At 66.7% G+C, this 21,896-nt stretch carries 22 protein-coding genes, 1 tRNA gene and 1 pseudogene; 11 read left to right on the forward strand and 13 right to left on the reverse strand.

Going from position 1 to position 21,896, the window contains the following annotated elements; genetic code table 11:
- Positions 1-72 precede the first annotated feature (72 nt).
- Both KYG_RS03125 and KYG_RS03130 read left to right on the forward strand, forming a co-directional pair.
- Positions 73-291: a hypothetical protein gene (locus tag KYG_RS03125; protein ID WP_008903368.1), complete on the forward strand. Its 219-nt coding sequence runs from the start codon at positions 73-75 to the stop codon at positions 289-291.
- Positions 292-436: 145 nt separating this feature from the next.
- Positions 437-796: a hypothetical protein gene (locus KYG_RS03130; protein WP_034692917.1), complete on the forward strand. Its 360-nt coding sequence runs from the start codon at positions 437-439 to the stop codon at positions 794-796.
- A 94-nt stretch (positions 797-890) separates the two neighbouring features.
- Here KYG_RS03130 and KYG_RS03135 read toward each other — a convergent pair.
- Both KYG_RS03135 and KYG_RS03140 read right to left on the reverse strand, forming a co-directional pair.
- Positions 891-965: transfer RNA gene (locus KYG_RS03135), tRNA-Arg, on the reverse strand.
- 56 nt (positions 966-1,021) lie between these two features.
- Positions 1,022-4,466: pseudogene (locus KYG_RS03140) on the reverse strand (translocation/assembly module TamB domain-containing protein).
- A 535-nt stretch (positions 4,467-5,001) separates the two neighbouring features.
- Here KYG_RS03140 and KYG_RS25440 point away from each other — a divergent pair.
- Positions 5,002-5,361: a hypothetical protein gene (locus tag KYG_RS25440; RefSeq protein ID WP_008903372.1), complete on the forward strand. Its 360-nt coding sequence runs from the start codon at positions 5,002-5,004 to the stop codon at positions 5,359-5,361.
- On the opposite strand, the gene KYG_RS03145 is transcribed toward KYG_RS25440, so the two are convergent.
- The 4 genes from KYG_RS03145 to KYG_RS03160 form a co-directional block, all read right to left on the reverse strand.
- Positions 5,351-7,258, reverse strand: coding sequence for an autotransporter assembly complex family protein (locus tag KYG_RS03145; protein WP_369749733.1), 1,908 nt, complete (start codon positions 7,256-7,258; stop codon positions 5,351-5,353). The two genes, KYG_RS25440 and KYG_RS03145, sit on opposite strands and share 11 nt — an antisense overlap.
- A 151-nt stretch (positions 7,259-7,409) precedes the next feature.
- Positions 7,410-8,597, reverse strand: coding sequence for a VWA domain-containing protein (locus KYG_RS03150; RefSeq protein WP_008903374.1), 1,188 nt, complete (start codon positions 8,595-8,597; stop codon positions 7,410-7,412).
- A gap of 18 nt (positions 8,598-8,615) precedes the next feature.
- Positions 8,616-9,218, reverse strand: a complete 603-nt coding sequence (locus KYG_RS03155; protein ID WP_008903375.1) for a GNAT family N-acetyltransferase — start codon at positions 9,216-9,218, stop codon at positions 8,616-8,618.
- A gap of 16 nt (positions 9,219-9,234) precedes the next feature.
- On the reverse strand, positions 9,235-10,083 hold the full coding sequence (locus KYG_RS03160; protein WP_008903376.1) for a MoxR family ATPase: 849 nt from the start codon (positions 10,081-10,083) through the stop codon (positions 9,235-9,237).
- A gap of 106 nt (positions 10,084-10,189) precedes the next feature.
- Here KYG_RS03160 and KYG_RS03165 point away from each other — a divergent pair, with 106 nt between their 5' ends.
- Positions 10,190-10,849: a cytochrome c gene (locus KYG_RS03165; RefSeq protein ID WP_008903377.1), complete on the forward strand. Its 660-nt coding sequence runs from the start codon at positions 10,190-10,192 to the stop codon at positions 10,847-10,849.
- Between the two features lie 130 nt (positions 10,850-10,979).
- Positions 10,980-12,205, forward strand: a protein-coding gene (locus KYG_RS03175) for an IS3 family transposase (RefSeq protein ID WP_369749730.1) whose coding sequence is annotated in 2 segments (ribosomal slippage) — positions 10,980-11,337 and positions 11,337-12,205 — 1,227 coding nt in all. Because the reading frame shifts where the segments join, the coding sequence is not laid out codon by codon here.
- A gap of 98 nt (positions 12,206-12,303) precedes the next feature.
- Here KYG_RS03175 and KYG_RS03180 read toward each other — a convergent pair.
- Complete coding sequence (locus KYG_RS03180; protein WP_085942486.1) at positions 12,304-12,798, reverse strand: DUF3429 domain-containing protein; 495 nt, start codon at positions 12,796-12,798, stop codon at positions 12,304-12,306.
- 33 nt (positions 12,799-12,831) lie between these two features.
- The gene (locus tag KYG_RS03185) at positions 12,832-13,266 is read right to left on the reverse strand and encodes a DUF1841 family protein (RefSeq protein WP_008903381.1); all 435 of its coding nucleotides are present in this window, start codon (positions 13,264-13,266) and stop codon (positions 12,832-12,834) included.
- A gap of 201 nt (positions 13,267-13,467) precedes the next feature.
- Here KYG_RS03185 and KYG_RS03190 point away from each other — a divergent pair, with 201 nt between their 5' ends.
- Positions 13,468-13,689 carry a hypothetical protein gene (locus tag KYG_RS03190; protein WP_176886849.1) on the forward strand — a complete coding sequence of 74 codons (222 nt, stop codon included), beginning with the start codon at positions 13,468-13,470 and terminating at the stop codon, positions 13,687-13,689.
- Between the two features lie 39 nt (positions 13,690-13,728).
- On the opposite strand, the gene KYG_RS03195 is transcribed toward KYG_RS03190, so the two are convergent.
- Entirely contained in the window at positions 13,729-14,529 is an 801-nt protein-coding gene (locus KYG_RS03195; protein WP_008903383.1) for an IclR family transcriptional regulator C-terminal domain-containing protein, read from the reverse strand.
- 94 nt (positions 14,530-14,623) lie between these two features.
- Here KYG_RS03195 and KYG_RS03200 point away from each other — a divergent pair, with 94 nt between their 5' ends.
- From KYG_RS03200 to KYG_RS03220, 5 genes are all read left to right on the forward strand, one after another.
- Positions 14,624-15,325 (forward strand): 3-oxoacid CoA-transferase subunit A, encoded by a 702-nt coding sequence (locus KYG_RS03200; protein WP_008903384.1) that lies wholly within the window; start codon positions 14,624-14,626, stop codon positions 15,323-15,325.
- A gap of 29 nt (positions 15,326-15,354) precedes the next feature.
- Positions 15,355-16,005, forward strand: coding sequence for a 3-oxoacid CoA-transferase subunit B (locus KYG_RS03205; RefSeq protein WP_008903385.1), 651 nt, complete (start codon positions 15,355-15,357; stop codon positions 16,003-16,005).
- A gap of 36 nt (positions 16,006-16,041) precedes the next feature.
- On the forward strand, positions 16,042-17,256 hold the full coding sequence (gene pcaF / locus KYG_RS03210) for a 3-oxoadipyl-CoA thiolase (RefSeq protein ID WP_008903386.1): 1,215 nt from the start codon (positions 16,042-16,044) through the stop codon (positions 17,254-17,256).
- Positions 17,257-17,261: 5 nt separating this feature from the next.
- A complete protein-coding gene (locus KYG_RS03215; protein ID WP_008903387.1) occupies positions 17,262-17,993 on the forward strand; it encodes an SDR family NAD(P)-dependent oxidoreductase in 732 nt (243 codons plus the stop codon).
- A gap of 153 nt (positions 17,994-18,146) precedes the next feature.
- Positions 18,147-19,154: a tripartite tricarboxylate transporter substrate binding protein gene (locus KYG_RS03220; protein WP_008903388.1), complete on the forward strand. Its 1,008-nt coding sequence runs from the start codon at positions 18,147-18,149 to the stop codon at positions 19,152-19,154.
- A gap of 113 nt (positions 19,155-19,267) precedes the next feature.
- On the opposite strand, the gene KYG_RS03225 is transcribed toward KYG_RS03220, so the two are convergent.
- The 4 genes from KYG_RS03225 to KYG_RS03240 form a co-directional block, all read right to left on the reverse strand.
- On the reverse strand, positions 19,268-19,696 hold the full coding sequence (locus tag KYG_RS03225; RefSeq protein ID WP_008903389.1) for a surface-adhesin E family protein: 429 nt from the start codon (positions 19,694-19,696) through the stop codon (positions 19,268-19,270).
- Between the two features lie 260 nt (positions 19,697-19,956).
- Entirely contained in the window at positions 19,957-20,427 is a 471-nt protein-coding gene (locus tag KYG_RS03230) for a PaaI family thioesterase (RefSeq protein ID WP_008903390.1), read from the reverse strand.
- Entirely contained in the window at positions 20,427-21,116 is a 690-nt protein-coding gene (locus tag KYG_RS03235; protein ID WP_008903391.1) for a transglutaminase family protein, read from the reverse strand. Before KYG_RS03235 ends, KYG_RS03230 begins: the two co-directional genes overlap by 1 nt.
- 97 nt (positions 21,117-21,213) lie before the next feature.
- Positions 21,214-21,858, reverse strand: coding sequence for a trimeric intracellular cation channel family protein (locus KYG_RS03240; protein WP_008903392.1), 645 nt, complete (start codon positions 21,856-21,858; stop codon positions 21,214-21,216).
- Positions 21,859-21,896: the final 38 nt, after the last annotated feature.

Raw genomic sequence — 21,896 nt, forward strand, 5'->3', positions numbered from 1 at the left:
TTAGGCGGCATTGGATGACACACCGTGGCCTTGCTCCATCGCAACAATGGGCTTTTGTTACAGGAGCTGCCCATGACGCGCATTCCGCCATTACCAGAAGCCCGGGTGGACGAGGCTGAACGCAAGGTCAGCGCCATCCTGGCAGAACTGGAAGAGGCCACCGATTCGGAGGTCAAGGACATTGATCTGGAGGACGTGGTGGAAACCGACGCCGCATCGGGCCATCCAGCCGTGCACCAGACCGTGGAAATCACCGTGCAGCCCCGCGCGCAGCGCAGGTGGCTCAAATAGCGCGCGGACCCATGCGCGGCCAGCGCCCCGGCGTTGTCTGACAGGCGCACGGTCTGCCGGACTTCGCCCGGCGCCTGCCAAGCGCCTTAAAAAAGGAACACAGATGAAACCACTCGGGTTTCGTTGCCCTTTTCAGGAGACGCACATGCAGTCAACCCATCCCAAACCAGCCGACACACACCCCCCGCCCATCGACGCGGACCTGGCCGAGCAGGCCACCCCGGGCTACGGCATTCCCTCGCAAGACCCGAGACAAGGCGCTCAGACGGCCCTGTCGCCCGAAGACGCTGAGCGCGAGTCCCAGTCGGTGCTGATGGGTGGCGGAATGATGGCGGGCGCAGCGGCTGGCGCGGCCGTTGGTGTGGCGGTCGCCGGCCCGGTTGGTGTCCTCGTTGGAGGCACGGTAGGCGGCATCGCAGGTGCGCTTGGCGGCGCGGCGGCTGGTACGGCGGTGGATACCGGCGAAACCGCTCCTGCATCGGACGCCCCGGCCCGCCGTACCTGAGCCTGTCCGGCCGGAGTACGGCCTTCAATTGCGCAAATTTGATAGCTGTAGGCGCTTATACAGCAAGCGCTGGAGGCCATTTTGACTATGAATATGGTCCCCTCGACAGGAATCGAACCTGTATCTAGCGCTTAGGAGGCACTCGTTCTATCCATTGAACTACGAGGAGGCGAGACAGCCGCGCATTGTAGTGGGCGCTGCGGCCTCGGCCGCGAGGGTGCGGGCTCAGTCGTACTTCACGGTGTAGATGATGTCCACCGCGCTCTTCTCGCCTGTCTGCCCGCGCAGCGTGAGGCTGCGGGTGAGGTCGTAGAAGATGTAGAGCGTGCCCAGCGTGCCCGACAGGCTGCGTTCGTACGTCACATACAGATCTTGTGAGAGCCGCTTGCCCAGGGTGAGGGCCGCGGTGGATGCGTCTTCACCCGCGGCAGGCCCTTTGACGCCGATTTCGTCCAGGCCGAGCCGACTGGCGATGCCCGCGCCCGGGTTGTTGCCCCGGCCGAGCAGCGCCAGGGCGGCCTGCTGGAGCACGGCGGCTTCGGCACCGCCGGCAGCGGCATCGCGGCCCAGCACCACCCACGAGAGCTTCTCGGCGTCGGGCAGCTCGGGGTCGGAATACAGCGTGACCCGGGGCGCCTGCGCGGTGCCGGTGACCTGCACACCGGCGCGCACGCGGATGTTGGGGCGCAGCGCCAGAATGTCGAGCGAGGGGTTGTTGTACGGGCCGTTGAACCGGATCAGGCCGGTTTCCACGTTCAGCATCTGGCCCCAGGCGCGGTAGCGGCCTTCGTCGGTGCGCACCTCGCCGGTCACGCGCGGCGGGGCGCCGGGCACGGCGCTGCTGCGGATCTCCACCTCGCCCGTGAGGCGTGTGGTGATGCCGTGGCCGCTCAGGGCAAAGTCGCGCCCCAGGTTGAGGGTGATCGCAATGTCGGGCGGCTTGGCGGTTTCGGCCTGGGCCGCCACCTGGCTCGCCTTGGCGGCGGCCTGGGCCCGGGCCTGGTCGGCAAGGTCTTTGGCTTTGGAGCGCACCACCACGTCAGACCCCAGCGTGGGCGCGGATTCGTCGGGCAGGATGATGGTGGCGCGGTCGGTGGTGAGCTTGCCGCGCAGGCTGATCTGGCCCTGCTGCAGCTGCGCCTGCACGGTGCCCGAGACGCTGACCTGGCGGTCGGCCCGCACCAGCACCTGCAGCGCTTTGGCCTCGGCCTGCATCGACATGGCAATGCCTGACATGCCCGTGGCTGCGGTGGCGCTGTTGCCCCAGGTGATGCGGCCGGTGCCGGTGAGCGTGCCGCCGTCTTGCGACGCCGCCGTGCGGTTGCCGCTGAAGCCCGCAATGCGTGCGCTGCTGCCGCGCCCGCCCTGCAGGCGCAACTCGGTGATGTTGAGCTGGTTGCCCTGCAGCGTGGCCCGCAGGCGCCCGCCCTGCAGGTCCACGCCGTCGACCACCGAGCGCACGGCCATGTCGTCAGCGCCCAGCGTGCCGGCCCAGAGCGGTGCATTGCGGGTGCCCGACAAGGTGGCGCTGGCATCGAGCGTGCCGCGCACGCGCCAGCCGGGCGGCGCCAGCGCCGACCACACGCCCACATCGGGCAGGCGGGCGCGCAGGGTGCCGGCCAGCGGCGCGTCGGCGGCCCAGGTGATGGGGTTGTCTGCGGTGGCAGGTGCCAGGCGGGTGCTGACGGTGGCGTCCACCTCGCCCGCTCGGTCGCTGGTCCACAGCAGACGGGCGCGGAGGGCGTCGCCTTCGGCTTCGACAGAAATTTCTGCCTGGCGCACGCCTGCGGGGCTGCCTGCGCCCGAGCCCGGGGTTCTGGCGGAGGCCTCCGTGGCGATGGCAGTGACGGCGCCTGCGCCCGTGCCCTGGCCGCTGCTTTGCACGGCGGTCACGGCGGTGGCGTCGCCCGCCAGGATGCGCAGATCGCCGCTGGCGCGGCGCAGGCTGGCGCTGGCCCGCAGGCTGCGGGTGGTGTCCACGCTCCACTGCCCGTCCAGTACTACGCTGGTGGAAAGGCCCATGCGCGCCAGCAGCGGCTGAGCGGGGACGCCCGGCGCGCCCGCGCTGCCCGGTTTGTCGCCCAGGCCCAGCGCATCCACCCACGCCATGGGCAGGCCTTGCAGCGTGCCCTGGGTTTGCAGCGTGGCGGGTGTGCCTGCGCTTGCACTGGTCGCCACGCGCACGGGCTGCCAGCGCAGGACGACGGTGCCGGGCATCGGGCCCGTCAGGCGGGCCTGGCCGGCCGAGGTTTGCAGCGTGAGCCCGCTTGCCGATCTGTTGACGTTGACCGATACCGGCTCGGCCAGCTGCAGCGCCCAGGGGCCGGGGCGTTGCGCGTCTTGCGCCTGCAGTCGCAGCTCGCTGATCTGTGCCTTCCATTGCCCGGCGGCGGGCATGCCACCGGCCAGGCGGGTTTGCACTGTGGCCCGCAGCGCTTGCGGGCCAAGGGTTCGGGCCTCGCCATTGAGCACCAGCGATGCCTGGGCCAGGCTGCCCGACAGCGTGGCGCTCAACGCGCGCAGCTGAACGGGTTGCAGGGTGGCTGCGCCGGGTTCTGCGCCGGTGGCAGTGGCTGGCAGCGTCAGGTCCAGCTGGGGCGCGGTGAGCGTGGCTTGCAGCTCGAACAGGTCTTTGCCTGTGGGCAGCGCGTTGCCGCTGCTGGCGGCTTGCAGTTGCCGGGCGGCGGTTTGCCAGCCGCCCTTCCACCTTGCGGTGAGCTGTGCCGTACCTTTGGCTGCCGCGCCCCGTACGGAGCGCTGCAGGTTGGCACCCACAAAGGGCAGGGTGGTCAGCCATTGGATAGTGCGGTCGGCGTCGGCCCACTGCACCTGCAGATCGCCCGCACCGGTCTGGGGGGCGATCTGCCCGTTGGCCCGTGCCGTGGCGCCGGGCACGGTGAGTGTCAGCTGCCCCTGGGCGGACTGTGCACCCAGCGCAATGCGCAAGCCGGTCGCCTCTGCGCGCGCCTGCAGGGCATCGAGCAGCAGGCGGTCGAGCTGCAGGGTGCCGACGCTGTCTGTGCCTTGCGCGGGGCCCGGCGGTTGCCAGCTGCCTTGCGCGGTGAGGGTGTTGATGCGTAGCGGGGCGGGGCCCGTGGTGCGTACAGCACGCGCAGGGGTGGTGCTGCGCGCGGCCGGGCCGGGGGTGGCGCGAATGTCGGCGTTGAAGCGCACGGCGGTGCCTTGCGTTTCGGCGCGGATGCGGCCCGAGAGCGGCGCCGCAGCCAGGGCGGTGTGCAAGGCGTCGGGCCGCAGGCCGCGCAGCTCGGCCTGGCCCTCCAGCGCGTCGGTGGCGGGCGTGAAGTGGCCTTGCACGGCGGCGCTGCCGCCGCCCGCCTGGAGCGTAGCGCCAGGCACATCCCACCGGCTGCCGTCGTAGGTGGCGCTGGCTTGCAGGGCGGTCAGCGGCAGGCGGGCCTGGTCCCCACGGGCCGGGCAGGTCGTTGCGCAGCCGGGCCTCCAGCGACCAGCCGCTCGATGGGCTGGTCGTGGCGCTGCTGCGGTCTCTGGTGCCCACTGGCGCAGGGCCGGCCTGTAGCGTGCCGTGCAGCTGCGTGGCAGGGGCCTGCGGCCACAGCGCTGCCAGGTTCACCGCGCGCAAGGTGGCGGTGGCCGCCTGCACAGGCTGTGACGCCCACGGGGCCAGTGTGGCCTGCACATCAGCCTGCATGGGCTCTGCGGAGGCTGGGTTTGCCGATCCCGCCGGTGCCGCATCTGCGGCGGGGCTCACGCGCGCCTGGAGCTCCAGCTGCGCCGCCGCCGTGGCCAGGGTGCCCTGCAGCGTGGCGTGGGCGCCCAGCTGGATCGGGGTGGTGGACGTGCTGCCTGGCACAGTGGTCTGCACGTTGCCCTCCACCGTCACATCCAGGGCCATGGGCGTCCGGGCCTGCAAGGTGGCGCGGGCGCTGTAGCGGCCCTGGGCCAGTTGCACTTGGTCGATGTTCAGCCGGTGCTCGCCGCCGTCAAAGCGGTAGTCGCCTTGCAGCCCTTGGGCCTGCACGGCGGTGGGGCCCGCCCACTGGATGGCATCGACCCGAAACGGCACACCGATCTGCAGCGGCAGCACCAGCTCTGTCAGGGGATTCAGGGGCGTATCGGGTGGAGGAACCGCAGGTGTCTGGGGCGTGATCAGCACGCGCGCGGCGTGCACCTCGCCCAGCTCGAGACGGCGCTGCAGCAAGGGAGCCAGCTGCCAGCCCAGGCGGATGTCGGTCACCTCCACCGCCAGGGTGGGGCTGCTCCAGCGCAGCCAGCCAATGCGCCCGCCGCTGCGCAGCGCGCCCGACACCTCGCGGCTTTCCAGCGTCTGGTCGGCGGGCAGGTACTGCGCCGCACGCGCAAGGGCAGCGGCCAGCGATGTGCTGCTGCCCGCCCACCACCAGACGCCCGTTGCGGCCACCAGCACCAGCGCCACCAGGCTGAGCAGCAGCCAGCCCAGCGCGCGCACGGCACGTGGCGCGCGCCGGGGTGGTGCACGCCCGGCCGTGGTGGCCCCGGCGCTGAAATCGGAGGCGCGGGCGCGGGGTGGTGGCGGTGGCGGGGTGCGCGTTGCCATCAGAAGCTGAACCCCAGGCGCAGGTGCAGCCGCACCTCTTGGGTCTTCACGCCGTAGGCCAGATCCGCCTGCACCGGGCCCACGGGGCTGCGCCAGCGCACGCCTGCGCCCAGCCCCACGCGGGGGCTCAGGTCACCGACCTTGTCCGCCACGGCGCCCGCATCCATGAACACGGCGCTCTCCCAGTCTGTCATCTGACCCTTGTAGACGATGGGGCGCTGCCATTCCACGCTGCCCGCTGCCATGGTGCGGCCGCCGTAAATCTGGCCGTTGTCGGTGCGTGCGCCGATGCTGCGGTAACCATAGCCGCGCACGGTGGTATCCCCCCCGGTCAGAAAAAGCTGGGTCACGGGCACCTGGGCACCATCGCGGGCCAGCACCACACCGGCTTCGGCGCGCAGCGCCACACGGGCGTTGCGCCCCACGCCCGCGCTGTCGGTCACCCGGTCGGCGGGAACGAAGGACTGCCAGCGCACCAGCGCACGCACAAAGGGGTCGCGCTCGGGCCGCAGTGTGGTGCCCAGGCCCAGCTCCACCGCAATGCCGTGGCCGCGGGTGGGTGCGGTCAGGCTGTTGAAATAGCGGCCCGTCCAGCCGTAGTTGATGCTCAGGGCGGCGCTGGAATCTGCGGGCGAGAGCGCGTTGGCGGCCAGCCCCTGGCTGTGCGCGTAGTCGTACTGCAGAAAGTAGTTGCGGTCGATGTGCTTGCTGCTTTTGCTGCGCCCGGAGCGCAGGCGCCCGCTGTTGACGTCGTAGTCGCCGGTGGCCTCGCGTTGCAGCTGGGCGCCTGCAAACCAGCGCCAGCCGTTGTCATCGGGCAGGTCGGTCCATTCGCTGCTGGCGTGTTTGGTCTCGCGGTCCAGCGAGAGCTTGCTCACCGCGCGCCAGCCGATCACGGGCAGCTGGTTGTGGATGTGCTCCAGCGACAGGCGTGCGCCGCTGTCGGTCGAAAAGCCGGGACCGAACACCAGCTTTTGCAGCGGCGCCTCCCGCACCTTGGCCACCACGGGTGCGGACTGCGGGTCGGTGCCCTCGGTATCGAGCGTGAGGAACACGGCGTCGTAATAGCCGCTGCTGGCCAAGCGCAGCTGGGCATCCAGCATTTCGGCCTCGTCGTACACAGCACCGGTAGGCAGGCGGGCCAGACGGCTTGCGCCATCGGCGGCGTAGCGCTCGCTGCCTTCGACCCGCAGGGGCCCGAAGCGGTAGGGCGGGCCCGGGTCGTACGTCACGCTCAGCTTGGCCTCGTGGGTATCGGCATCCACCTCGGCACGGCTGTTGGCAATGCGCGCCGTGGGAAAGCGGCGCACCTGCAGTTCACGCAGGCCGCCATTCTTGGCAGAGTCCCATGCAGACTGGGTAAACGGCAGGCCGGGGGGCAGCGACCAGTTGCGCTGCACGCGCAGCTGCTGGCGTGTGCGGCCCTCCGCATCGTTGCCCGACAGGGCGGAAAAGCCGATGTCGGCACTGGCAATGCGGGTCTGCGGCCCGGGCTGCACGGTGACAACCACGGTGCGCGGCGCGCCTGCGCTGGCCGGGGTTTCGGTGAGCTCGACCGTGATGGTGGGCGCAAAGTACCCCATCGTGCCCAGCAGCTCGCGGGCGTTGGCATCGGCCGCCCCCAGCAGGCGCTGCAGCTCGGCGGCCTGCAGATCGGGCAGGTTGCGAAAGCGCTGCAGTTCCAGATGGCGCTCCAGCGTCTCGCGCACCTCGTCGGGCGCCCGCACCTCGACCGCGAACGATGGCGAGGCCGATTCGGCCACCACGGGCGCGCCGGGTGCGTCGGTGTCGCCCTCTGTACCGTTCAATGGCAGCAGGCTGCAGCCCTGCAGGCACAGCGCGCCAATAAGCAGCAACGCCGACCAGGGGGCCGGCGTTGGAGCATTGGCAGTGGCGGGGCGCAGGATTCGGAACAGCACGGCAGGAGGAAGGTAAGGGCGCAAGGGGTGGCGGCGATCAGCGCCCCCGACTATGCCGCGAAAAAAAGCCCTTGCTTGTCAGACAGGGACTCACATGCGGCTTGCCCTTGCCCCCGCCAGCGGATGGCCCAGAGGGAACCTATTTGGACAGCAGCCGCATGGTTTCTTCGAGCCCCTTGAGCGACAGCGGGTACATGCGGTTGCCCAGCAGCTGCTGGATGATGCTGATGCTCTGGCGGTACTGCCACACCCCCTGGGGCTCGGGGTTGATCCACGCATGCTTGGGGAAGGCGTGCGTGAGGCGCTGGATCCACTCGGCGCCTGGCTCTTCGTTGTTGTATTCCACACTGCCGCCGGGCTGCAAAATCTCGTAGGGGCTCATGGTGGCGTCGCCCACGAAGATGAGTTTGTAGTCCTTGTTGTACTTGCGGATGATGTCCCAGGTCGGGAACTTCTCGGCAAAGCGGCGGCGGTTGTTCTTCCACATGAAGTCGTACACGCAGTTGTGGAAGTAGTAGAACTCCAGGTGCTTGAACTCATTCTTCACCGCGGAAAAGAGCTCTTCCACGCGCTGGATGTGCTCGTCCATCGTGCCGCCCACGTCCATCAGCAGCAGCACCTTCACGTTGTTGTGGCGCTCGGGCACCATCTTGATGTCCAGATACCCGGCGTTGGCAGCGGTACTGCGGATGGTGTCGGGCAGGTCCAGTTCGAGTTCATGCCCTTCGCGCGCAAACTTGCGCAGGCGGCGTAGCGCCACCTTGATGTTGCGCGTGCCCAGCTCCTGCTGGTCGTCGTAGTCCTTGTAGGCGCGCTGCTCCCACACCTTCACGGCGCTCTTGTTCTTGCCCGCGCCGCCAATGCGCACGCCCTGCGGGTTGTAGCCGCCGTGGCCGAAGGGGCTGGTGCCGCCGGTGCCGATCCACTTGCTGCCGCCCTCGTGGCGTTCCTTCTGTTCTTCGAGGCGCTTTTTCAGCGTCTCCATCAGCTCGTCCCAGCCCATCTTCTCGATGGCGGCTTTCTGCTCGGGCGTGAGCTCGTTCTCCAGGATCTTGCGCAGCCAGTCGGCCGGGATCTCCTTGGTGAAGTCGGCCACCATCTCCACGCCCTTGAAGTAGGCGCCGAAGGCCCGGTCGAACTTGTCGTAGTGCTTCTCGTCCTTGACCAGCGTGAGGCGCGAGAGGTTGTAGAAATCGTCCAGGCTCCACGCGTCATCTGACCTGGGGCCCACCACACCGGCCTGCAGGGCCTCGAGCAGGGTGAGGTATTCCTTCACGGACACCGGCAATTTGGCCGAGCGCAGGGTGTAGAAGAAGTCGATGAGCATGATATTGGCCTCCAGCGCTTACTGGGTAAGCGCATGCCGCTCTAAAAGATATAGCAATTGTGCCTTGACCTCAGGCCACTCGCCAGTGCGCATGCTGTACATCACCGTATCGCGGATGGTGCCGTCGCGGCGCAGTGCGTGGCCGCGGATCACACCGTCCTTTTTTGCGCCCAGGCGCTCGATGGCGCGTTGCGAGGCAAAGTTGAAGTTGTCGGTGCGCCAGCCCACCACATGGCAGCCCAGCGTGTCGAAGGCGTGGCCCATCATCAGGAGCTTGGCGGTGGTGTTGACGTGGGTGCGCTGCACGCTCTGGCGGTACCAGGTGTAGCCTATTTCCACGCGCTTCACGGCCGGCAGGATGTCGTGGTAGCTGGTGCTGCCCAGCACCGTTCCTGTCGCATCGTCTACCACCGCAAAAGCAAAGCGGTGGCCGTCTTCGCGCATCTTGAGCGCTGTCTCGATGTAGGCCCGTGTCTCATGCGGTTCGGGCACCGAGGTGATGCGCAGCTTCCACAGCTCGCCGTCCGCGGCAGCAGCGCGCAGGCCTTCTTCGTGCGCCAGGGCCAGCGGCTCCAGACGCACGCCGTTGTGGCACATCACCAGCGGTTCAACGAAACTCATGGCCGCGCTCCGGGAATCAACGGTTCCTCTGGTTCATGAAAACCAGCTTTTCAAACAGGCTCACGTCCTGTTCGTTTTTCAGCAGCGCGCCCACCAGCGGTGGCACGGCCACCTTGTTGTCAGCGCTTTGCAGGGCGCTCAAAGGGATGTCTTCGGCCACCAGCAGCTTGAGCCAGTCGATCAGCTCGCTGGTCGAAGGTTTTTTCTTCAGGCCCGGCAGGTTGCGCACGTCATAGAACGTTTTCATTGCCACGCCCAGCAGGTCGGCCTTGAGCGTGGGGAAGTGCACGTTGATGATCTGCCGCATCGTGTCGGCCTCGGGGAACTTGATGAAGTGGAAGAAGCAGCGGCGCAGGAAGGCGTCGGGCAGTTCCTTCTCGTTGTTGGAGGTGATGAACACCAGCGGCCGGTGCCTGGCCTTGATGAGCTCGCGCGTTTCGTAGCAGTAGAACTCCATGCGGTCGATCTCGCGCAGCAGGTCGTTCGGGAATTCGATGTCGGCCTTGTCGATCTCGTCGATCAGCAGCGCCACGGGCCGGTCGGCCGTGAAGGCCTGCCACAGCACGCCCTGGATGATGTAGTTGCGGATGTCCTTGACTTTTTCGCTGCCGCCTTCGAGCTGGCTGTCGCGCAGGCGGCTCACCGCGTCATACTCATACAGGCCCTGCTGTGCCTTGGTGGTGGACTTGATGTGCCACTGCAGCAGGGGCATGTCCAGGGCCTGCGCCACTTCCTCGGCCAGCATCGTCTTGCCCGTGCCGGGCTCGCCCTTGATCAGCAGGGGCCGCTGCAGCGTGATGGCAGCATTGACGGCGAGCATCAGGTCCTGGGTGGCGACGTAGTTCTGGGAGCCTTGGAATTTCATGGGGGAAAACACCGGATCGTTGATGAATGGGCTTGACAGGGCGCTGGCTATAATCGGCGGTTGATCAGAGCCCAGAGCTGAACCTCCACGAGATTGTGCGCGCAAAATGAACAAAACGCTGACCACGCTATTTGCCCTGGCTGTCGCTTCCGTGACCGCCTTGTCCCACGCCCAGGAAGCCAAAGGCGACGTGGAAGCCGGCAAGCAAAAGATCGCCATGTGCATCGGCTGCCACGGCATTCCGGGCTACCAGGCCAGCTTTCCTGAAGTGCACAAGGTGCCGATGATCTCGGGCCAGAGCGGCAAGTACATCGCCGCGGCGCTGGTGGCCTACCAGAAGGGTGATCGCAAGCACCCGACGATGCGCGGCATTGCCGAGACCCTGAGCGAGCAGGACATCGCCGACGTTTCGGCCTATTACGAACAGCACGGCAAGTCGATCGAACTGGCGGCCAAGCCCAAGCGCGAACCCAGCGTGCAAGTGGCGGCGCTGCTGCAAAAGGGCGCCTGCGTGTCCTGCCACGGCGACAACTTCGCCAAGCCCATCGACCCCTCATACCCCAAGATTGCGGGCCAGCACGCCGACTACCTGTTCGTGGCGCTCAAGTCGTACAAGGTGGAAAAGAACAACAACCTGGGCCGCAGCAACGCCATCATGGCGGGCATTGCCAAGCAGTTCACCAATGCCGAACTGAAGGCGCTGGCGAACTACATCGGTGGCGTGGAAGGTGACCTGCAGGTCGTGCCCCAGTCGCGATTCAAGTGACCGCCCACCCTGCGACAGTCAGCGCACTCGGTACTGCATAAAACAAGCCCGCTTCAGCGGGCTTTTTGTTTTTGGGTTGACCCGTCCTACCCAGCGTTGACATGTGGACCCTTCACAAGGGAGATGTGTCATGGAATCAGGCATCAAACGCACGCAGCGCGACTACACACTGGCCTTTAAATTGGTGGTGGTAGAGCAGGTAGAAAAAGGCGAGCTCACCTATAAAGAGGCGCAGCGCAAGTACGGCATCCAGGGGCGCTCGACGGTGCTGGTGTGGCTGCGCAAGCACGGACGCCTGGGCTGGAGTCCTGCGGCATCATCTGCAGCCATGCCGCTAGACAAGACCAAAGGACCGCTCACGCCCGAGCAGCAGATCAAGGCGCTGCAGGTGCAGCTCGAACAGGCGCAGGAGAAGGCCAAGCTGTTTGAAGCCGTCATCGATGTGCTGCGCAAGGACTACGGGGTGCGCGTCGTAAAAAAGCCTTTGGGCAAGTCCTCTCGCAAAACCTCGTCGCAGGGTTGAGCGTGAAGAGGGCTTGCCAGCATATGGGCCACAGCCGTCAGGCGTACTACCAGGGCAGGCGCCGCGAGGCCGATCGCCTGGCGAATGCGCAGGCGGTGGTGGAGCTGGTGCGCGAGCAGCGCATGCGTCAGCCACGCATAGGCACGCGCAAGCTGCACCACTTGCTGCAGGAGCCGCTGCAGCGCCAGGCAATAGCTCTGGGCCGCGATGCGATGTTCGACATCCTGCGCAACGCCAGGCTGCTGGTGGCGCCCCGGCGGGCGTACCACAAGACGACCGACAGCCACCACCGCTTCAGGCGCCATCCGAACCTGCTCAAAGCAGGGCCACAGCAGATTCACGCCAGCGCCAGCGAACAGGTCTGGGTAGCAGACATCACCTACTTACCCACACACGGCAAGTTCGTCTATCTGAGCCTGGTTACGGATGCGTACTCCAGGAAGATCGTCGGCTGGCACGTGCACGAGAGCCTGCAGACCGAAGAGGTAGCGCAGGCCATGAAGATGGCGCTATCGGGTCGGCGCACTCGCCAGCAACTGGTGCACCACTCCGACAGAGGCATCCAGTATTGCTCGACGTACTACCAGGCCCTGCACAAGCACCACGGCGTGACCTGCTCGATGACGGACGGCTACGATTGCTATCAGAACGCACTGGCCGAGCGGGTCAACGGCATTCTGAAGACCGAATTTTTGTTGCAGCGCTCTGCGGATCTCGCCCAGGCCAGACGCATGGTTGAGCAGTCGGTGCGCATCTACAACTGCGAGCGGCCACACCTATCGCTGAAAATGCAAACGCCCGATGCGGTGCATCGGGCGTCGTTGGCCGGATAGTCCGGCTGGAGTTTTTAACCGTCCTGGGTGTCAACGCTATTCAGGACGGGTCAGGCCTCCTCAGGGCTTGCGTACCAAGGGAGCGGTTCGCCGGTGACTCAGCGACTCGCAGCCCAGGCCCCCAGGCCGAGGCAGATGCAGGCCGTGGCGGTCAGTTGCAGGCGCAGTGGCAGATACCACCTGGGCACCGGCGTGGTCCGCACCAGGCTGAAGTCCAGCACCAGGTGTGCAACAAATCCCAGGATGAGAATCAGCGCGCCCGCAGCGACGGGCAGCAGTGGAGTGGGCCATGCCAGCAGCGCCGGGACTACGCTCCACACATAGTGGATCGTGCGCTGCCGCGCTGGCATTTGCGGCGCGGTCATTGCAAAGCCCCAGTGCAAGGCGCCGACAAAGCTCAGGATCACGGCGCCGTAGGCAATCAGCGCGGGGCTCCACAGAGACCGGTGGTCGGGTGCCAGCAGGCTGGCTGCTGCCAGGGCCACGAATGGCACCAGGCCTCCGTACCCCGGCCAGGCGACAGCATGTGGCGTGGATTGCCCGGGCGAGTTGGCTGGGGGGCGGCTGGAAGTCGCTTTTCTGGACGGTTTCATCGTGTTGTCTCCACGGTCAGGCACCGCGGCGGGTCAGTCGCGGGTGGCGCGCCGCTGAACGCAGGCGATGTAGGCATCGCCATCGGGCGGTCGGCCCGCGCGCTGGCTCTCCCACAGCATCTCGCCCAGGCAGTCCATGGTGGCGTGGTGGGCGTCGTGCAGCGAGTCGAGCCGGGCTGTCAGCAGCTCTACTGCCTGCCGGATACCACGCGGCTGGTCGATGCTGCATTGTTCGCTGATGGACAGGTGCATCGACAGGTGCAAAAACGGGTTGGTCTGCCCCGGTGTTTCGTCGTAGTTACGAGTGACGGCCGCATCGGCATCGGACAGGTCGGTGTGGTACTCGGGGTGCTCGGCGATCCACAGGCTCGCCAGCGTCTCGATGGCTTCCATGGGGGCGCCGCTCTGGGTCTTGGCGTGAACGCCGCACAGGAAGCGGCGCACATCGGCTTGGGAGGGGCTGAACATGGGGCGTGAGGGTAGCACGCAGGGCAAGAGCCCGGAGCGCACAGGGGAAGGCCGGGCCCGATCGCCCTCGCTTGCTACATCGCGCCGGGGCGGCGTCCTACGCCGGCCCTGCGCTGGGGCACCTACATTGGGCTGGCGCAAAGGTCGGGAGCCGGGTCCACTTTGTCGCAGTCCTTAAAACCCGGCATGGGGAGAAGTTTCATGAATGCAATGCGAATCGTCGGTGTGCTGTTGTTGGTGGTGGGGCTGGCCGGGTTTTTGACCGGTGGCTTCAGCTTTACCAAGGACACCACCCAGGCCAAGCTGGGCCCGCTGGAGCTCACCGTGAAGGAAAAAGAATCCGTCAACATCCCCCAGTGGATGAGCCTGGGCGCCATGGTGCTGGGTGGCGTGGTGCTGGTGCTGGGTTTTCGGAAAAACTGAGGGCCGTGCCGGCTGGATGCGTCGCAGGCCAACGCATCTTCAGCCCCTGGGCGCGCCCATCATTCGCGAAATGCTCCGGGCCGCGCGCAGCAGCGCAGGCAGCAGGCTCTCCTGCATCATCGTCGCGCTCGTGCGGTTGGCCTGACCGCTGATGTTGAGCGCCGCCACCGTCTGCCCTGTGCGGTTGGTCAGCGGCGCAGCAATCGATATCAAACCCTCTTCCAGCTCCTGGTTCACCAGACTCCAGCCCTGCTGACGCGCGTGGCGGATGTGGGCCAGCAGCGCATCGCCATCGGTGGTGGTGTGCTCGGTAAACCGCTCCATGCGCAGGCCCTGCAGCCGGGCCTGCAGTTCATCATCCGGCAAGCCCGCCAGCAGCACACGGCCCATCGAGGTCCAGCACGCAGGCAGGCGCGAGCCCACGCCCAGCGTGGTGCGCATGATCTTGTGCGTGGGCACACGCAGTACATAGACGATGTCCAGGCCGTCCAGCACGGCGGCAGATGACGACTCGCGCACCTCCTCCACCAGGTCTTCCATCACCGGCTCGGCCAGGTTCCACAGGGGCAGCGACGACAGGTACGCAAACCCCAGATCCAGGATGCGCGGGCTCAGGCGAAACAGCTTGCCGTCCGTCGCCACATAGCCCAGCGTCTGCAGCGTGAGCAGGATGCGGCGCGCGCCGGCGCGGGTCAGGCCAGTCTGCGCGGCCACTTCACTCAATGTCTGCTCCGGCGTGGCGGCGCTGAACGACCGGATCACCTCCAGCCCGCGCGCGAACGATTGCACATAGCTATCACTTGGCTTGTGGTCTTTGGTTTCTGTGGTTTGTGAATTCATACGTATGCCAACTATAATTCTTTAAGCGAACAATTGTTCTATATACGAACAAATTTTCAATAGAGACAACAACAAGTTCCAAGAAAGCGTTGCAATGATCAACAAACTGGCGGACTCGGTAGCCCAGGCCCTGCAAGGGGTGAAGGATGGTGCCACGGTGCTGATTGGCGGATTTGGCACGGCCGGCATTCCTGGAGAGCTGATCGACGGCCTCATTGCCCAGGGCGCGCGTGACCTCACGGTGGTCAACAACAACGCAGGCAATGCGGACCAGGGCTTGGCCGCGCTGCTCAAGGCCGGCCGCGTGCGCAAGATCATCTGCAGCTTTCCGCGCCAGGTCGACAGCTACGTGTTTGATGACCTGTACCGCAGTGGCAAGCTGGAGCTGGAACTGGTGCCGCAGGGCAATCTGGCCGAGCGCCTGCGCGCTGCGGGCGCGGGCATTGGCGCCTTCTTCTGCCCCACGGCGCATGGCACGGAGCTGGCCGCAGGCAAGGAAACGCGCGAGATCAACGGCAAGCACTACGTGCTCGAGTACCCCATCCACGGCGACGTGGCCCTGATCAAGGCCGAAAAGGGCGACCGCTGGGGCAACCTCACCTACCGCATGTCGGCGCGCAATTTCGGCCCCGTGATGGCCACGGCCGCCAAGACCACGATTGCCACTGTGCACGAGGTGGTCACCCTGGGCGCACTGGACCCTGAAGCCATCGTCACGCCCGGTATCTACGTGAGCCACGTGGTCAAGATCGACCGCGTTGCCACGCAGGCTGGCGGTTTCAAGAAATCGGCATGAAATTGGCCACCAGCGCAGAAGGAATAAGCGTGAGCAGCTATCAAAAGCGTAGTAAAGACGAGTTGGCAAAACGTGTGGCGCAAGACATCCACGATGGCGCCTACGTCAACCTGGGCATCGGCCAGCCCACCCTGGTGGCCAACCACATCCCCGAGGGCCGCGAAGTCATCCTGCAAAGCGAGAACGGCATCCTGGGCATGGGCCCGGCGCCCGCGGCAGGTCTGGAGGACTACGACCTCATCAACGCGGGCAAGCAGCCCGTCACGCTGCTGCCCGGCGGCGCGTACTTCCACCACGCCGACAGCTTCGCGATGATGCGCGGCGGGCATCTGGACATCTGCGTGCTGGGTGCATTCCAGGTGAGCGCCACGGGCGATCTGGCCAACTGGAGCACCGGCGAGCCCGGCGCCATCCCCGCCGTGGGCGGCGCGATGGACCTGGCCATCGGCGCCAAGCAGACCTGGGTGATGATGGACCTGCTGACCAAGCAGGGCGCCAGCAAAATCGTCACGCAGTGCACCTACCCGCTCACCGGTGTCGCGTGCGTGAAACGCATCTACACCGACCTGTGCACACTGGCCTGCACGCCCACCGGGCTGCAGCTCATCGACATGGTGCCCGGCCTCACGCTGGCCGAGCTGGAGCAGCTGGTGGGCCTGCCCATCCGCCCCGCAGCCTGACCGAATCCAACCCCCAAGAAACGAGGAGACAAAACCATGAGCCAACCACAACGCCAGGCCTTCATCTGCGACGCCATCCGCACCCCTTTCGGCCGCTACGGCGGCGCGCTCAGTAGCGTGCGCACCGACGACCTGGGTGCCATCCCCATCAAGGCGCTGATGGACCGCAACCCCGGCGTGGACTGGGCCGCGGTGACCGACGTGCTCTACGGCTGCGCCAACCAGGCCGGTGAAGACAACCGCAACGTGGCCCACATGAGCAGCCTGCTGGCGGGCCTGCCGATCGACGTGGCGGGCGCCACCATCAACCGCCTGTGCGGCTCGGGGCTCGATGCCGTGGGCACGGCAGCACGCGCCATCAAGTCTGGCGAGGCCGGGCTGATGATCGCGGGCGGCGTGGAGAGCATGAGCCGCGCGCCCTTCGTCATGCCCAAGGCCGAGAGCGCTTTCAGCCGCAACAACGCGGTGTATGACACGACGATTGGCTGGCGCTTCATCAACAAGCTGATGAAAGAAAAATACGGCGTCGATTCCATGCCCGAAACCGCCGAGAACGTGGCGACCGACTTCAGGATCGAGCGCGAAGCCCAGGACCAGATGGCCCTGCGCAGCCAGCTCAACGCCGTGGCCGCCATCAAGGCCGGCCACCTGGCGCGCGAGATCGTGCCCGTGCACATCCCGCAAAAGAAGGGCGACGCGATCATCGTGAGCCAGGACGAACACCCGCGTGAGACCAGCCTGGAGGCGCTGGCCAAGCTCAAGGGTGTGGTGCGGCCCGATGGCACGGTGACGGCGGGCAACGCCAGCGGCGTGAACGACGGCGCCTGTGCGCTGCTGCTGGCCGATGAAGCCAACGCCGCCAAATATGGCCTCAAGCCCCGCGCCCGCGTGGTGGGCATGGCCGTGGCCGGTGTGGCGCCGCGCATCATGGGCTTTGGCCCCACGCCTGCCACCTTGAAGGTGCTGGCGCAGACGGGCCTGACCATCGACCACATGGACGTGATCGAACTCAACGAAGCCTTTGCCGCGCAAGGCCTGGCCGTGCTGCGCGCGCTGGGAATCAAGGACGACGATGCCCGGGTGAACGCCTGGGGTGGCGCCATTGCGCTGGGCCACCCGCTGGGCGCCAGCGGCGCGCGTCTGGTCACCACCGCCGTCAACCGCCTGCACGAGCACGCCGGCCAGTACGCGCTGTGCACCATGTGCATCGGCGTGGGCCAGGGCATTGCGATCATCCTGGAGCGCGTGTGACAGCGATGGATCAAAGCACTCCCGTCACCGTCATCACCGGCGCCAGCAACGGCATCGGCCGCGCGATTGCAGAAGCCGTGCTGGCCCAGGGCCGCGCCGTGGTCAACCTCGACTACGTGCTGCCCACCTGGAGCCACCCGCAACTCACCTCGTACCAGGGCGACCTGACCGATGAAGCCTCGACCCGCGAACGCGCGGCCGAGATTGCCGCCAAGCACAACGTCACCGCCCTGGTGAACAACGCCGGCGCCACGCGCCCCGGCACCATCGACACCGCCACCACCGCGCAGCTGGACGACGTGGTGGGCCTGCACCTGCGCGCGCCCATGCTGCTGGTGCAGGCCTTTTTGCCCACGCTGCGCGCCAGCGGGCAGGGCCGCATCGTCAACATGTCGTCGCGCGCCGCTTTGGGCAAGGGCGAGCGCATCGTCTACTCCGCCACCAAGGCCGGAATGATCGGCATGACGCGCACGCTGGCCATGGAGCTCGGGCGTGACGGCATCACCGTCAACGCCATCGGCCCCGGCCCCATCGCCACCGAACTGTTTCGCCAGAGCAACCCCGATGGCGCGCCGCAGACGCAGCGCATCCTGAACAGCATTGCCGTGGGCCGCATGGGCACCGCCGAAGACGTGGCCCGTGCCGCGCTGTTCTTTTTGTCGCCCGACAACGGTTTTGTGACGGGCCAGATTCTGTACGTGTGCGGAGGCACCACGCTAGGGGTAGCCCCTGTATAGCGTGTGATCTGACGACTTTTATCGCCCCCTGACCGCGGGGGCACCCACCGAGGTTCTCGCCCAGGCGCCCGCGCCCGGTTGAGGCCATGGCACGTCCAGCTTCTGGCGCGCCACTGCGATTTTTTCACCACCATCCTGAAGGAGACAAGCCTCATGAACCCGATCACGAACTCTGCACGCCGCCGCTTCACCCTGGGCGCCATCGCCTCTGCCGCCGTGCTGGGCGCAGGCCTTGTCGCCAGCCCCGCTGCGTTCGCCCAGGCCTACCCCACCAAACCCGTCACCATCGTCGTGCCGTTTGCCGCAGGTGGTACCACCGACATCCTGGCGCGCATCATCGGGCAGGCTCTGACCACCGAGCTGGGCCAGTCGGTCGTCGTGGATAACCGCGCAGGCGCTGGCGGCAACATTGGCGGCGCAATGGCTGCCAAGGCCGCCGCAGACGGCCACACCCTGTTCATGGGCACGGTGGGCACGCACGCCATCAACGCCGCCTTGTACAAAAAGATGCCGTTCGACCCCGTCAAGGACTTCGCCCCGCTGACCCGCGTGGCCAACGTGCCCAACCTGCTGGTGGCCCACCCCGCCCAGCCGTTCAAGACGGTGCCCGAGCTGATCGCCTACGCCAAGGCCAACCCCGGCAAGATCAACTTTGGTTCGTCGGGCAACGGCAGCTCCATCCACCTGTCAGGCGAGCTGTTCAAGAGCCTGGCCAAGGTGGACATGGTGCACGTGCCCTACAAGGGCAGTGCCCCGGCTGTGACGGACCTGCTCGGCAACCAGATCGGCATCATGTTCGACAACATGCCCTCGGCCATCCAGCATGTGCGCAGCGGCAAGCTGGTGCCCATCGCCGTGACCACCGCCAAGCGCTCGCCCGAGCTGCCCAACGTGCCCACCATCGCCGAAGCGGGCGTACCCGGCTACGAGGCCACGTCGTGGTTTGGCATGTTTGCCCCCGCTGGTACGCCTGCGCCCGTGCTGGCCAAGCTCAATACCGCGCTGGTCAAGGTACTGTCCCAGCCTGACGTGAAGAAGAAGATCAACGAGCAGGGCGCTGAAACCTACAGCGAAACACCCGCACAGTTCGCCGCCTTCATCCAGGCCGAGAGCGTGAAATGGGGCAAGGTCGTCAAGGAATCAGGCGCCAGCGTGGACTGAACGCTGCGGAGAGGTTAACCATCAAAAAAGATAGCTTCTGACGCTTGATGGATAAGCGCCAGAGGCTGTTTTGATGGGTATTCTGAGAGCGCTAAACGCTGCTGCGGCCGCGGTCAGCCGGAGAGCTTGCGCACCTTGCAGGCCGCCGACACCATGCGCTGCGACCATTCACTGGCCATGTCCTTGAACCGTACCTCGGCCTCGCCTTCCTTGTACTCTTCCTTGGCGATCACGTTGCCGGCCCAGTGTGGCTGCGCGTAGTACGAAAGGTGCAGGTACCAGGCCCGCCGCGCGGTGCAGTCCACCACCGCCTTGGCGTAGTACGAACGGTATTTCTGCCCCCGGAACGACGTGCGCTCCCGGTCGCGCGAGACCCGCAGATCCAGCAGCACGCGCTGGTCCACACCAATGGGCTCGGGCAGGATTTCAATGAGGTTCTTGCTGGTCTCTGCCCGGTCGCCGGTCAATGTGAACCAGCCATCGGCCGCTGCCGGCTGCCCGCCTGCGGCGGCGGCAACACATAGAACAACGGCACAGAGCATGAGAACCTTCGGTGTTCAATGGTGGATGACCCGGGGGCCAAAAGCGCATTATCTCTGAGCCCATGCGGGCTTGGGATGACCTGCACAACTCCCTGCGGCCCGTGATAGCGCGGCCTCGGGCGGTTCGCTGCGTTGCTTTTCTTGCCAATAGCCCGGCTGTTGGCTGCCAAAAGACGCCTTGCGCCCCATCCCGATCCGCACTACCACCGCCGCGCGAGGGTTATGCAGGATATCCCTTGCTGCAGGGCCGCACGGTGTGCTTATTCCACCGCATCCAGGGGCGCCACCGGCCCGATCTTGAACACGCCGCTCACCCGCGCACACGGCACACCGTGGGCCGTCACCAGCCCTTGCGCAAACACCAGCGAGCGCGTGATGCGCAGCGGCTCTGCCTCGCCCTCCACCCAGGCGCCCAGCGGGGCAGGGGCCAGGTAGTCGATCTGCAGGCTGATGGTGGGCAAAAAGCGGTCGGCCACCTGGTCGCTTTTGCGGTGCACCGATAGCGGCAGCAGCATGTCGCAGAACGTGGCCATCATGCCGCCGTGCAGGTTGCCCATGGGGTTGGTGTGGTGCCGCTCCACGCGAAAGCCGAACTTCACCACAGGGCCCTGGTGCAGCACATACAGCGGGCCGTTGTGCTGGATGTAAGGGCCGCCGGCCACCAGCGGGGCGAAGCCTGTGGGAATGGCGGCGTTGGCGGCAGTGGTGGCGGTCTCGGGGGCGTGCGGCATCAGCGAGTTTCCTTTTCAATGTCGTTGGCAAAACTGGCGTCCTGCAGGCTGCTGCGGGTGGCGTCGCCCTGCAGCCAGCCGCCGTACACCGTGCGGAAGTCGGCCACGATCTGCGCCAGCGGCAGGTCGTCAAACGCGCCGCGCTGGCGCACGTATTCCATGTGGCGCTGGCCGGTCTTGTCGAAAGGGTGGTAGATGGAGTCGTTCAGCCCATCGAACTCCAGCGGCAGCAGGCCAAAGCGCTCGCACAGCTCGATGTTGAACGCGGGCGTGGCCTTGCGCCAGGCGCCATCGAGCCAGATGTCGGTGTAGCCGTGCCAGATGAAGAGGTCGGTCTTCATGGTCTCGCGCATGCGCTCGGTGGACAGGTGGTTCCTCACGTCCGCAAAGCCCATGCGCGCCGGGATGCCTGCCGCGCGGCACACCGCCGTCAGCAATGCGGCCTTGGGCACACACCAGCCGTAGCCGTTGGCCAGCACCGTGCTCGCCGTCATGCCGTGGGGCGACAGGTCGATGCGGTACGGGTCATACCGAAAGCCGTCGCGCACGGCCAGGTACAGGGCCACGACGCGCTCGCGGTCGGTGGTGCCCTGCGCATGTTTGGCGGCAAACGCTCGCACGGTGGGCGCGTCGCTGTCGATGAGGGCGGTGGCGGCCAGCGTGGCCGGTTGGGGGTGGTCTGCTGTCATGGGGCGGTGTCTCCTGCAGTCTTGCCGGCCAGTGTGGCGGCGTATGCGGCCCGGGGCTGTCACGGGGGCGCCAGCGGGGAGGGCGGTGCGGGTATTGCTACACCCGCCACGCGGGCAGCTGCCAGTTGCGCCACAGCGCCAGCCCGCGCAGGCCGGCGGTGAACAGCACGCAGACCACCAGGGGCACCCACTCCGGGGCCTGCAGCTGGCGCAGGCCCACGTCCACCCAGCCACCGGCGAACGCGCACAGCGCATAAGGCCGGTGGTCGCTGAAGGCCTGCGGCACCTCGTTGCACAGCACGTCGCGCAGCACGCCACCAAAGACGCCGGTGGTCACGCCCATCATCACGGCGATGAGGGGGGGCATGCCGACGGCGGTGGCAATGTCCACGCCCACGGCCGCAAAAAGCCCCAGGCCAATCGCATCGGGCAGCAGCATGGCGCGCTCGGTGGGCTGAAAGTGACGCTGCCGCATGAACAGCATGGCACCAATGCACAGCGCCAGAATGCCCCAGACGAAGCCGGTGTGGCGTATCCAGAAGAAGGGCCGCTGGTCCAGCAGCAGGTCGCGCAGGGTGCCCCCGCCAAATGCCGCCACAAAGGCCACCACGCACACGCCCACGGCGTCGAGCCGCTTGCGCGCGGCCATGATCACGCCCGAGAGTGCGAATGCCACGGTGGCAGCCACCTCCAGCGTGAGCCGCAGGGTCTGAATCCAGGGGGCGTCGATGGGCAGGGTCATGGGCGCGATTGTGCCGTGGTGTTCAGGGTCTGCGCGGG

Source organism: Acidovorax sp. NO-1 (assembly GCF_000238595.1).
In the GTDB taxonomy this organism is placed as follows: domain Bacteria; phylum Pseudomonadota; class Gammaproteobacteria; order Burkholderiales; family Burkholderiaceae_C; genus Acidovorax.